This window comes from Streptomyces cacaoi, assembly GCF_006539165.1.
Classification (GTDB): domain Bacteria; phylum Actinomycetota; class Actinomycetes; order Streptomycetales; family Streptomycetaceae; genus Streptomyces; species Streptomyces cacaoi.
The window spans coordinates 115,224-126,435 of sequence record NZ_BJMM01000021.1; the positions used below are offsets into that span (position 1 = coordinate 115,224).

The 11,212-nt window shown below is 74.2% G+C and carries 13 protein-coding genes; 12 read left to right on the plus strand and 1 reads right to left on the minus strand.

Features of this window, described 5'->3' with window-relative positions; genetic code table 11:
• Positions 1 to 98 precede the first annotated feature (98 nt).
• A complete protein-coding gene (locus SCA03_RS20310) occupies positions 99 to 779 on the plus strand; it encodes a response regulator (RefSeq protein ID WP_030894962.1) in 681 nt (226 codons plus the stop codon).
• Positions 780 to 810: 31 nt separating this feature from the next.
• Here SCA03_RS20310 and SCA03_RS20315 read toward each other — a convergent pair whose 3' ends face one another.
• Positions 811 to 1,932, minus strand: coding sequence for a DUF5937 family protein (locus SCA03_RS20315; protein WP_030889367.1), 1,122 nt, complete (start codon positions 1,930 to 1,932; stop codon positions 811 to 813).
• Positions 1,933 to 2,064: 132 nt separating this feature from the next.
• Between SCA03_RS20315 and SCA03_RS20320 the strand changes: the two genes are divergently transcribed.
• The 11 genes from SCA03_RS20320 to SCA03_RS20365 form a co-directional block, all read left to right on the plus strand.
• Entirely contained in the window at positions 2,065 to 2,463 is a 399-nt protein-coding gene (locus SCA03_RS20320) for a hypothetical protein (RefSeq protein ID WP_141275555.1), read from the plus strand.
• A gap of 62 nt (positions 2,464 to 2,525) precedes the next feature.
• Positions 2,526 to 3,572, plus strand: coding sequence for a Rossmann-like and DUF2520 domain-containing protein (locus SCA03_RS20325; protein ID WP_086815304.1), 1,047 nt, complete (start codon positions 2,526 to 2,528; stop codon positions 3,570 to 3,572).
• Entirely contained in the window at positions 3,569 to 4,513 is a 945-nt protein-coding gene (gene panC, locus SCA03_RS20330; RefSeq protein WP_086815303.1) for a pantoate--beta-alanine ligase, read from the plus strand. Before SCA03_RS20325 ends, panC begins: the two co-directional genes overlap by 4 nt.
• Entirely contained in the window at positions 4,510 to 6,315 is a 1,806-nt protein-coding gene (locus SCA03_RS20335; protein WP_086815302.1) for an L-aspartate oxidase, read from the plus strand. Before panC ends, SCA03_RS20335 begins: the two co-directional genes overlap by 4 nt.
• Positions 6,312 to 7,352, plus strand: a complete 1,041-nt coding sequence (nadC, locus tag SCA03_RS20340) for a carboxylating nicotinate-nucleotide diphosphorylase (protein ID WP_030894973.1) — start codon at positions 6,312 to 6,314, stop codon at positions 7,350 to 7,352. The genes SCA03_RS20335 and nadC overlap by 4 nt, the downstream gene beginning before the upstream one ends.
• On the plus strand, positions 7,352 to 8,149 hold the full coding sequence (locus tag SCA03_RS20345; RefSeq protein WP_030889352.1) for a type III pantothenate kinase: 798 nt from the start codon (positions 7,352 to 7,354) through the stop codon (positions 8,147 to 8,149). The genes nadC and SCA03_RS20345 overlap by 1 nt, the downstream gene beginning before the upstream one ends.
• A 236-nt stretch (positions 8,150 to 8,385) precedes the next feature.
• Positions 8,386 to 9,384: a hypothetical protein gene (locus SCA03_RS35545; protein ID WP_174864504.1), complete on the plus strand. Its 999-nt coding sequence runs from the start codon at positions 8,386 to 8,388 to the stop codon at positions 9,382 to 9,384.
• 46 nt (positions 9,385 to 9,430) lie between these two features.
• The gene (locus SCA03_RS35180; protein ID WP_030889346.1) at positions 9,431 to 9,601 is read left to right on the plus strand and encodes a hypothetical protein; all 171 of its coding nucleotides are present in this window, start codon (positions 9,431 to 9,433) and stop codon (positions 9,599 to 9,601) included.
• A gap of 268 nt (positions 9,602 to 9,869) precedes the next feature.
• Positions 9,870 to 10,316 carry a BlaI/MecI/CopY family transcriptional regulator gene (locus SCA03_RS20355; RefSeq protein ID WP_030889344.1) on the plus strand — a complete coding sequence of 149 codons (447 nt, stop codon included), beginning with the start codon at positions 9,870 to 9,872 and terminating at the stop codon, positions 10,314 to 10,316.
• Positions 10,317 to 10,325: 9 nt separating this feature from the next.
• Positions 10,326 to 10,850, plus strand: coding sequence for an amino-acid N-acetyltransferase (locus tag SCA03_RS20360; protein ID WP_063764765.1), 525 nt, complete (start codon positions 10,326 to 10,328; stop codon positions 10,848 to 10,850).
• A 154-nt stretch (positions 10,851 to 11,004) separates the two neighbouring features.
• Positions 11,005 to 11,212 (plus strand): histone-like nucleoid-structuring protein Lsr2 (locus tag SCA03_RS20365; protein ID WP_141275556.1); only part of this gene is annotated, 208 nt, incomplete at its 3' end.

Below are 11,212 nucleotides of genomic sequence, written 5' to 3' on the forward strand. Positions count from 1 at the left end.
CCGTCCCCGCGCGTCCGGCCGTCCCCTCCGGACGCGTGCCCGACCCTTCATGAACCGTCCCCGAATCGTCCCCGACCCCGAAGGGATACCGCATACCGATGACGATCCGCGTGATGCTCGTCGACGACCAGGCGCTGCTGCGCACCGGCTTCCGGATGGTGCTGGCCGCACAGCAGGACATGGAGGTCGCGGCGGAGGCGGGCGACGGCGCCGAGGCGCTGGCGATCCTGCGCGAGACACCCGTGGACGTCGTCCTCATGGATGTGCGCATGCCGAACGTCGACGGGGTGGAGGCCACCCGCCGGATCTGTGAGGAGGGCGAGGGCGGCCCCGGCGACCCGAAGGTGCTCATCCTGACCACCTTCGACCTCGACGAGTACGCCTTCTCCGCGCTCAAGGCGGGCGCGGCGGGCTTCATGCTCAAGGACGTGCCGCCCCAGGACCTGCTGGCCGCCATCCGCGCGGTGCACAGCGGCGACGCGGTCGTCGCCCCCAGCACCACCCGCCGGCTCATCGACCGCTTCTCGTCCGTCCTGCCCGCCACCTCGGGCGAGCCCGTCGCCAAGGAGCTGGAGCGGCTGACGGAGCGGGAGCGCGAGGTGCTGACGCTCATCGCGCAGGGCATGTCGAACGGCGAGATCGCCGAGCGCCTCGTCCTGTCCGAGGCCACGGTCAAGACCCATGTGGGCCGCATCCTCGCCAAGCTCGGGCTGCGCGACCGCGTCCAGGCCGTGGTGCTGGCGTACGAGACGGGCCTGGTGCGCGCGGGCAACGGCTGAGCGGCCGGCCGGGCGGAGGCCGGCGCCGGGCTCACCGCAGCACGGTCCCCAGGAAGTCGCTGCCCAGACGGGCCACGGTCTTCAGGTCCATCTGGTACTGCACATACCGCCCGCGCCGCCACGAGCAGATCAGCCCGGCCTTCTTCAGCACGGCGAGGTGGCGCGAGACCTCCGGGGAGCTCAGCTCGTAGTTCTCGGCCAGCTCGCTGGTGGTGTGCGGCGCGCGGGCGAGGCTGCGGCACAGCCGCATCCGCATCGGGTGGGCGAGCGCCGCCATCCGCAGCTGGAACTGTTCGACGGACAGCGGCCCCGGCAGCTCGGGCCCGGCGATGGGGTAGTGCACGACGGGCCGCCAGCCGTGCCGGTGCAGCACGCTGAGGTGCGGCCACTCGTGCACGGACGGGATGAAGGCGACCCCGGCGCCCACGGCCGGGTCGACGGCCGTGGTCCGTGCGCTGATGAGCTTGTCCACCTCGATCCGGGTGCCGGACTCGTCCAGCGAGAGCGCCGGCGAGACGGCCTCGACGGTCGCCGCCAGTCCCCGGCGGCGCAGCAGTTCGGTCTTCTCCTGCGCGTCGGCGGCGAGCCGGCCGCGCACCCGCTTCCAGGTGTCGGCGAAGAACGCCTGCTCGCAGTCCTCGAACAGGCGGCGTATCCAGGCGCGTACGCCGGGCGGGTCCTCCAGCAGCCGTGCGGTGAACCGCTGTTGCCCGGGCCCGCGTGCCGCCGCGAGGTCCATGGCACGCTCCCGCATCCGGGCGTCGGACAGCGGCGAGCGCAGGGCCGCCGAGCCGTACAGCGCGGAGCAGGTGAACTCCAGCGCGGCGGAGACGAACTCCTCGTCGTCCAGGCGGTCGAGCAGGTCCAGGTCGTCGGCGAGGGTGCGGCCGGGCCGGACGGCCGGGTCGCGCAGGCCGGCGAACGGCAGCAGGATGTCGGAGGACGTGGAGCGCCACAGGAAGTCGGCCTCGCAGAGCCGGTCGGCGAGATCCTGTGGCAGCCCCGCGTTGACGGCGGTGGCCCAGCCCTGCACCCCGGGGTGGTGCCCGGGCTCGGACAGCGCGTGCAGCGCGGTGCCCAGCTCGGCCAGCGGCGAGGGGCTGAAGACGATGCGCTCGGGCGGCAGTCCGGCGATCTCGATGGACACGCTCATGCCCTCCATCCTGCCGCGCCGATGCGGCGTTGACCTCGCCGATTGACGAGCGGCGTCAATCGACGACGGACCGATTGACGGCCTGCGTCAATTCGCGTGCGGACCGCCGGGGCCGCGCCCACCGTCGACGGCATGAGCATCGCAGCGCAGTACGCACTGGACACCTGGCGTCTCGCGGAGCAGGCGGCCAGGAAGGAGACGAGGAAGCGGCAGCACGACGCGGCGTCGACGGCACCGGCGGGCGGCAGCCGGCACGCGCCGGAGGGCGAGCGGATCCGCGCCGCCGCGCCCCCGCTGCCCGGCGCACACGAGGCGCACCTCCTGCGGGCCTGGTGGGTGGCCCGCCGCGAGGCCCGCAGGGCGCTGGGCCCGGCCGGCTCCGGCGCGAGGCACCTCTTCGCGGAGGCCGGGCGGCGGCACGACGGCGGGAACGACGGGCCCCGGGACGGGAAGCGCGACGGGACGCCCGGCGGGAAGCCCGACGGGAAGCGCTCGTACCGGCCCCTCGGGCGGCGCGCGGGGAGGGCTTAGCATGGCGTGGTCACGTCCGGTACCGCCGATCGCGGACCGGAACGCTACGGAAGGCCGCTTTCGTGAATGCACAGCAACCCCCCTCCGACGGTGCCGCCGCGGCGCCGGCGCGGGCCGAGGACCGCCCCGCGCGGCTCTCGGTGGGCGTCGTCGGCGCGGGCCGGGTCGGCCCGGTCCTGGCGGCGGCGCTCCGACTGGCCGGGCACCGCCCGGTCGCGGCGTCCGGGGTCTCGGACGCCTCCCGCCGCCGCGTGGCCGAACTGCTGCCCGACATCCCGCTCGTCTCGCCCGACGAGGTGCTCGCCCGCGCCGACCTGGTGCTGCTGACGGTCCCCGACGACGCGCTGCCCGACCTGGTGGCCGGGCTCGCCCGCACCGGCGCCGTGCGCCCCGGCCAGCTCCTGGTGCACACCTCCGGCCGGTTCGGCGCCCGGGTGCTGGACCCGGCGCTGCGGGCCGGTGCGCTGCCGCTGGCGCTGCACCCGGCGATGACGTTCACCGGCACCGCCGTCGACATCCAGCGGCTGGCCGGCTGCTCGTTCGGGGTGACGGCGCCCGAGGAACTGCGGCTGGCCGCACAGGCGTTGGTCATCGAGATGGGCGGCGAGCCCGAGTGGGTCGCGGAGGAGAAGCGTCCGCTGTACCACGCGGCGCTGGCGCTCGGCGCGAACCATCTGGTCACGCTCGTCAACCAGGCCATGGACCTGCTGCGGGTCTCCGGTGTGCAGGCGCCCGACCGGATGCTCGGCCCGCTGCTGGGCGCGGCCCTGGACAACGCCCTGCGCTCCGGGGACGCCGCGCTGACCGGCCCCGTGGCGCGCGGCGACGCGGGCACCGTGGCCGCGCACGTCACCGAGCTGCGCGAGCACGCGCCGCAGACCGTGGCGGGCTATCTGGCGATGGCCCGCGCCACCGCCGACCGCGCACTCGCCGGCGGTCTCCTCAAGCCGGAGCTGGCCGAGGACCTGCTCGACGTCCTCGCGGGCGGCGCCTCCGGCGACGGCGGCCGGGACGGTCGCCGGGCGGACGAGGGAAACGGCGGCGAGGGGAACGGCCCCGGCGGCACCGGACCGGACGGCCCCCGCGACGAGGGGGAGGGTCCGGCATGACCCCGCGTATCGCCACGACCGCGGCGGAACTGCGCGGCGACGCGCCCCACGGCACCGACGGCGCCTCCTCTCCGGCCGCCGGGCCCGGCGCGGCTCCCCGTACCCGGGCGGTCGTGATGACCATGGGCGCCCTGCACGAGGGCCACGCCGCGCTGATCCGCGCGGCCCGCCGGACGGCCGGGCCCGAGGGCCAGGTCGTGGTGACGGTCTTCGTCAATCCGCTCCAGTTCGGCGCGGGCGAGGACCTAGACCGCTATCCCCGCACCCTGGAAGCCGATCTGGCCGTCGCCGGCAAGGAGGGCGCGGACGTGCTGTTCGCCCCGTCCGTCGACGAGGTCTACCCCGGCGGCGATCCCCAGGTGCGCCTCGCGGCGGGCCCGATGGGCGAGGTCCTGGAGGGCGCGTCCCGGCCGGGGCACTTCGACGGGATGCTCACGGTGGTGGCCAAGCTGCTCCATCTCACGGCGCCCGATGTGGCCTTCTTCGGCCAGAAGGACGCCCAGCAGCTCGCCCTCGTCCGCCGCATGGTGCGGGACCTCAACTTCCCCGTGACGGTCGTCGGCGTCCCCACCGTCCGCGAGGAGGACGGGCTGGCGCTCTCCAGCCGCAACGTCTACCTCTCCGCCGCCGACCGCGGCACCGCGCTGGCCCTCTCCCGGGCGCTGGCAGCGGGCGAGCGCGCCGTCGCGCACGGGCCCGACGCCGTGCTGGCCGCGGCCCGCGCGGAACTGGACGCCGCGGCCGGGCTGCGCACCGACTACGTGGCGCTCGTCGAACCGGAGGGGTTCACCCCGGTCAGCGGGCAGCGGTGGCGCGGCGAGGCGGTGCTCGCGCTCGCCGCGCACGTCGGCGGCACCCGGCTGATCGACAACGTCCCGCTCCGCTTCGGCACCGGCAGCGGCCCGGCGCCCGCCGCCGCGGACGCCGGAGGAGCCCGGTGACCGGCGCGGGGCCGCTGACGGCGCCCGAGCCGGGCTGGAGCATCGAGGCGGACGTGGTCGTCGTCGGCTCCGGCGTCGCCGGGCTGACGGCGGCCCTGCGCTGCGCCGCCACCGGCGCCCGCACCGTCGTCGTCACCAAGGCCCGGCTGGACGACGGCTCGACCCGCTGGGCGCAGGGCGGGATAGCGGCGGCCCTCGGCGAGGGCGACACCCCCGAGCAGCACTGCGCCGACACCCTGGAGGCCGGCGCCGGGCTGTGCGACGAGGAAGCCGTGCGCACGCTGGTGACCGAGGGCCCGCGGGCCGTGCGGCGGCTGATCGAGGCCGGCGCCCGCTTCGACACCTCGGCGCCGGACGGCCCCCTCGCGCTCACCCGGGAGGGCGGCCACCACCGCAACCGCATCGCACACGCCGGCGGCGACGCCACCGGAGCCGAGATCTCCCGCGCCCTGGTGGCCGCGATACGCGGCCGTCCCGGGCTCCGCACCGTCGAGAACGCGCTCGTCCTCGACCTTCTGCGGGACGCCGCGGGGCGCACGGCGGGCGTCACCCTGCACGTGATGGGCGAGGGCCGGCACGACGGCGTCGGCGCCGTGCACGCGCCGGCCGTCGTCCTGGCGACCGGCGGCATGGGGCAGGTGTTCGCCGCGACGACGAACCCGGCCGTCTCCACGGGGGACGGCGTGGCCCTCGCGCTGCGCGCCGGCGCCGAGGTCGCCGATCTGGAGTTCGTCCAGTTCCACCCGACCGTGCTGTATCTCGGCCCGGATGCCGAGGGGCAGCAGCCGCTCATCTCCGAGGCGGTACGCGGCGAGGGCGCCCACCTGGTGGACGCGGACGGTGTGCGCTTCATGGAGGGCCGGCACCCGCTGGCCGAACTGGCGCCCCGCGACGTCGTCGCCAAGGGCATCATGCGGCACGCCGCGGCCCTCGGCACCGACCACATGTTCCTGGACGGGCGGCACTTCGGCGCCGCCCTGTGGGAGCACCGCTTCCCGACGATCCTCGCCGCCTGCCGCTCGCACGGCATCGACCCGGTGACCACGCCCGTCCCCGTCGCGCCCGCGGCGCACTACGCCAGCGGCGGCGTCCGCACGGACCTGCACGGCCGCACGACCGTGCCGGGGCTGTACGCCTGCGGCGAGGTCGCCTGCACCGGCGTGCACGGCGCCAACCGGCTGGCCTCCAACAGCCTGCTGGAGGGCCTGGTGTTCGCCGAGCGCATCGCGGCGGCTCTGCGCCGCCCGGGGCCCGCGCCCGCCGGGCGGCCGGTCCCGTGGGCGGCCGGGCGCACCCCGCTCCTGCCCGCCGAGGCCCGCACGGAGATCCAGCGGGTGATGACGCGCGGCGCCGGTGTGCTGCGCTCCGATGCGAGCCTGCGCGAGGCGGCGGCCCGGCTGTCGGCCCTCGCCGGGGAGGCCGCCGGGACGCCCGGCGCCTCCGGCAAGCCCGCCGAGCCGGGCGTCGAGAGCTGGGAGACGACGAACCTGCATCTCGTCGCGCGGGTCCTCGTCCAGGCCGCGCTGCGCCGCGAGGAGACCCGGGGCTGCCACTGGCGCGAGGACCACCCCGAGCGCGACGACGACCGCTGGCGCCGCCACCTGATCGTCACAGCCGCAGGCCCAGGTGCAGGCACTGGCACAGGCACCGGCGCACCCACCGGCACAGCCGCAGACACCAGCACCGGCACGAGTACCGGCACCGATACCGGCACCGGCACCGGCACCGGCTTTCCGCCCACCGTCCGACCCACCGCATCGACCGCTTTCCCGCCGGTCGTCACCGAGGAGCAGCAACAGTGACCGACGACCTTCCCCTCCTCCAGATCGGCACGGGCCCGCCCGCGCCCGCACCCGAGGCCGGTGGCTGCGGCTGCGGCTGCGGGGACGCCGACCCCGACGGTGCGGACGGGCTCGACCCGCTGGAGTGCGGCCTCGACCCCGATCTCGCCCAGCTGCTCGCGGAGTCGGGGCTCGACCCGGTGCAGGTGGAGGACATCGCCCATCTGGCGATCGAGGAGGACCTCGACCGCGGGGTCGACGTCACCAGCGTCGCCACCGTCCCCGAGGACGCCGTCGCCACCGCCGACTTCACCGCGCGCGCGGCCGGCACGGTGGCGGGCCTGCGCGTGGCCGAGGCCGTGCTGTCCGTCGTGTGCACCGACGAGTTCGAGGTCGAGCGGCACGCCCTGGACGGCGACCGTGTCGGCCCCGGCGACAAGCTGCTCACCGTCCGCACCCGCACCCGCGATCTGCTCACCGCCGAGCGCAGCGCCCTCAACCTGCTGTGCCACCTCTCCGGCATCGCCACCGCGACCCGCGCCTGGGCGGACGCCCTCCAGGGCACGAAGGCGCGGGTGCGCGACACCCGGAAGACGACGCCCGGGCTGCGTGCCCTGGAGAAGTACGCGGTGCGCTGCGGCGGCGGCGTCAACCACCGCATGTCGCTCTCGGACGCCGCGCTCATCAAGGACAACCACGTGGTGGCGGCCGGCGGCGTCGCGGAGGCGTTCGCCCGGGTGCGCGCCGAATTCCCGGACGTCCCCATCGAGGTGGAGGTGGACCGGCTCGACCAGATCCCCGCCGTCCTCGACCAGGGCGCGGATCTGCTCCTGCTGGACAACTTCACCCCCGGGCTGACGGCCGAGGCGGTCACCCTGGTCGCGGGCCGCGCCCAACTGGAGTCCTCCGGCCGGCTCACCCTCGACAACGCCGCCGAATACGCCGCCACCGGCGTCGACTTCCTCGCCGTCGGCGCGCTCACCCACTCCTCCCCGGTCCTGGACATCGGGCTCGACCTGCGCGAGGAGCCCGCGACGGCCGCGGGGGAGGACGCCTGATGCTGCTGACCATCGACGTGGGCAACACCCACACCGTGCTGGGCCTGTTCGACGGGGAGGAGATCGTCGAGCACTGGCGCATCTCCACCGACGCGCGCCGCACCGCCGACGAACTCGCCGTCCTCCTCCAGGGCTTGATGGGGATGCACCCGCTGCTGGGCGAGGAGCTGGGCGACAACATCGAGGGCATCGCCATCTGTTCGACGGTGCCGTCCGTCCTGCACGAGCTGCGCGAGGTGACCCGGCGCTACTACGGCGACATCCCGGCCGTCCTGGTCGAGCCCGGCGTCAAGACGGGCGTGCCGATCCTCATGGACAACCCCAAGGAGGTCGGCGCCGACCGCATCATCAACGCCCTCGCGGCCGTCGAACTGTACGGCGGGCCCTGCGTGGTGGTGGACTTCGGCACGGCGACGACGTTCGACGCGGTCTCGGCGCGCGGCGAGTACGTCGGCGGCGTCATCGCCCCCGGCATCGAGATCTCCGTCGACGCGCTGGGCATGCGCGGCGCCCAGCTGCGCAAGATCGAGATCGCCCGTCCGCGCAGCGTGATCGGCAAGAACACCGTCGAGGCCATGCAGTCCGGCATCGTGCACGGTTTCGCCGGGCAGGTCGACGGCGTCGTGAGCCGGATGGCGGCCGAACTCGCCGACGACCCCGACGAGGTGACGGTGATCGCCACCGGCGGTCTCGCCCCGATGGTGCTGGGCGAGGCGACCGTGATCGACGAACACGAGCCCTGGCTCACCCTCATCGGCCTGCGGCTGGTCTACGAGCGCAACATCGACCGCGGCTGACAGCGCGCACCGCGCACCGCACGCCGCGCACCGCCGCCGCCCGCCGCACCGTCGGCACGTACCGGCAGCACGCGCGCCAGGCACGGAAGAGGCCGCTTCCCCGACCCCCCCAGGGAGGCGGCCTTACCTGTCAAATACCCCTGAAAATCGGGCGATCGGGATTCATGTGGCATAAACCGCCACGCCGGGTCGTATCGATACGCACAGGTGGCCGATACCGCCCGTATCGTCGCCCCATGCCCACCCCACACGGTTCCCGAGGCGGCGTGGCGTTCAGCGCGGACGAGCTGCGGGTGCTCAGCGGCGCTCTCGCCATCGCCCTCCAGTCCGAAGCCGATCCCGAGGAGGTGCGGGAATTCCTGCGCCTCGCAGAGGCCGTGGAGGAGACGGTCCGCGAGGGACATCGGCAGCGGACCTTCCAGCTCGCCGATCTCGCCCGCTACCGCGAAGCGCTGCCCGGCGCGGCGCTCGGCTACCTCGAACAGCTCGAAGCGGCCCTCACCACCGGCTATCTGCCCCGCCCCGACGACCTCGCGGCCCTGCGCGGGCTGTGCGAAGCGGCCGTCGGCGACCGCGAACGCGCCCGCCGCACCACACTGCTCAGCCGCTGCGAGACCCTCGCGTCCCGCACCGTCCGCACCCGTCCGCGCCTCCCCTCCGGCCGCCTGCCGTCCGCGACCCGCGCCCCGGCACCGGACACCCCCACCGCCGACACCGCCGACACCGCAGGCACCGTCCACGAACCCGCCCCGGCCCCGGACGAACCCGACCCCGAGGCCCCCGCACCGCCCGCCGAAGCCGAGCACACCCAGCTGCCCCCGGACACACACCCCGAACCGGCCCCCGCCCCGGCCGCGGACGCCGACGACCGCGGGCCGGCGCAGGAATCCGGCCAGGAGGCGAACGGGGAGCCGGGACGCGGAACCGCCCGGGAGCAGGGCCCTGATTCCGGCCAGGAGCCGGGTGGCGCGAGCGGCGGGGACGCGGGCGGGAAGTCCGGCCGGGGGCCCGGCCCCACCGCTCCGGCCGCACAGGCCGGCTCGGTGCCTCCGCGCCCGCGCCGCCCGGTGCCGACCCCGGCGGAGGTCTTCCCGCCCCGGCGCTCCGCCCGCTCCGCGCGGCGCAAGGGCGTGCGGGCCGTGCCGGGGCAGGCCGGGGAGCAGCGGGGGCAACGGCCTGCCGGAGCCGGGGCCTCCGGCGCGGCGGCCGGGGTGAGGCACCCCGTTCCGGCCTGAACCGCCCGCGCTACTCTGGACGCCTGTTCACCGAGGAGGCCGAGCCATGGACTACGTCGCCGCACTCACCCCGCCCTTCGTGATGGCGGTGGCCTTCACCGCGCTGATCGTCACGATCGTCAAGACGCAGGGCGGCGCGAACAAGGCCAAGGAGGACGGCATCGTCGATGCCGCACTGGCCCGCGCCGAGGCCACCCGCCAGAAGAGCGAGAACTGACGGCACCGACCGGCACCGGCCGGTAGCCGTCGCCGGGCCCGGCTGTCCCGGCCGTCCCGGCCGCGGGCCCGCCGGGCCGTTCGTTCCGGCCACCGTCGAGCCGCCGGAACCGCGGCAGCGCCGCCGTGCGACAGCACGGCCGCCCCGCGGTTCCGGCGGCTCTTCGTATGGAGCGGCCGGTGAGCACGCCGCTGTCCGAGGCCCGGAGTGAATCCCGGCCAAAGTCTTGATTCGGACTTACCCGACGGTTTCCCCCTATTATTCTTGCGTGCCGAGGCCGCTGGGAGAGTTGGAAGACGCCGTGATGAGCCGGGTATGGCGCTGGAACCGCCCGGTCACCGTGCGGGAAGTTCTTGAGGACCTGCAACAGGAACGCACCGTCGCCTACACGACGGTGATGACCGTGATGGACAACCTCCGTCAGAAGGGCTGGCTGCGCCGGGATCAGGAAGGCCGGGCCTATCGATATGCGGCGGTCTCCACCCGGGCCGCTTACTCGGCGGCCCTCATGAACGAGGCGTGGTCGGCCAGTGACAACCCGGCAGCGGCGCTTGTCGACTTCTTCGGGATGATGTCGCCGGAACAGGTCGAGGTGCTCCGCGACGCCTTGCGTGTCGTACAGCTGAACGGCGTCCATGTCGAGACCCCGCCGGAACGTCCCGGAGAAGGCGGGGCAGAAGCCCCCGGTGACCGGGACGGGGCGGACGGGCGATAGCGTCCGTTCATGCCAGAAGCCGCGTCGCTATCCGAAGTCACCATCCGCAGGGCACGTACACCCGATGTCCCGGCGGTGCGACGCCTCATCGACGCCTACTCGCGTGACCGGATCCTGCTCGACAAAGCCACGGTGACCCTTTACGAGGACATCCAGGAGTTCTGGGTCGCCGAACGGGACATGGACCAGGAAGTCGTCGGCTGCGGCGCCCTGCACGTCATGTGGGAGGACCTGGCCGAGGTCAGGACCCTTGCGGTCCACCCGTCCCAGCGCGGAACAGGCGTCGGACACCTGCTCCTGGAGAAGCTCCTGCGCACCGCGCGGTGGATCGGTGTGCGGCGCATTTTCTGCCTCACCTTCGAAGTGGACTTCTTCAGCAAGCACGGGTTCACGGAGATCGGTGAGACTCCGGTGGACGGCGATGTCTACAGCGAGCTGCTGCGTTCCTATGACGAGGGAGTAGCGGAGTTCCTCGGTCTCGAACGAGTGAAGCCGAACACCTTGGGCAACAGCCGGATGCTGCTGCATCTGTGAACCGCTCCGGCGGCACCACTATGTCCGAAACATCCCGCCAATCCCCGGGGGTGGCGAGGCAAACTCGTACGAGGGTTTGTGTTTCTCCGGGAAAAGCGGTTTGCTTTCGTCGTCAGTATCAGTAATCCGTTATCGATGACGAATGGGAGTAGCGGTGGCACAGAAGGTTCAGGTACTTCTTGTCGACGACCTCGACGGTGGCGAGGCGGACGAGACCGTCACCTTCGCGCTGGACGGTAAGACCTACGAGATCGATCTCAACACCACCAATGCGGACAAGCTCCGCAGCGCTCTGGAGCCGTTCCTCAAGAGCGGGCGCCGCACCGGCGGCCGTTCCGCACGTGGAAAGGGCGGCGGCCGTG

What these genes read in the sequence shown, in the direction of transcription:
- SCA03_RS20310 (WP_030894962.1), top strand. Translation starts at nt 99, where the DNA reads ATGACGATCCGCGTGATGCTCGTCGACGACCAGGCGCTGCTGCGCACC.
- SCA03_RS20315 (WP_030889367.1), bottom strand. Translation starts at nt 1,932, where the DNA reads ATGAGCGTGTCCATCGAGATCGCCGGACTGCCGCCCGAGCGCATCGTC.
- SCA03_RS20320 (WP_141275555.1), top strand. Translation starts at nt 2,065, where the DNA reads ATGAGCATCGCAGCGCAGTACGCACTGGACACCTGGCGTCTCGCGGAG.
- panC (WP_086815303.1), top strand. Translation starts at nt 3,569, where the DNA reads ATGACCCCGCGTATCGCCACGACCGCGGCGGAACTGCGCGGCGACGCG.
- SCA03_RS20345 (WP_030889352.1), top strand. Translation starts at nt 7,352, where the DNA reads ATGCTGCTGACCATCGACGTGGGCAACACCCACACCGTGCTGGGCCTG.
- SCA03_RS35545 (WP_174864504.1), top strand. Translation starts at nt 8,386, where the DNA reads ATGCCCACCCCACACGGTTCCCGAGGCGGCGTGGCGTTCAGCGCGGAC.
- SCA03_RS35180 (WP_030889346.1), top strand. Translation starts at nt 9,431, where the DNA reads ATGGACTACGTCGCCGCACTCACCCCGCCCTTCGTGATGGCGGTGGCC.
- SCA03_RS20360 (WP_063764765.1), top strand. Translation starts at nt 10,326, where the DNA reads ATGCCAGAAGCCGCGTCGCTATCCGAAGTCACCATCCGCAGGGCACGT.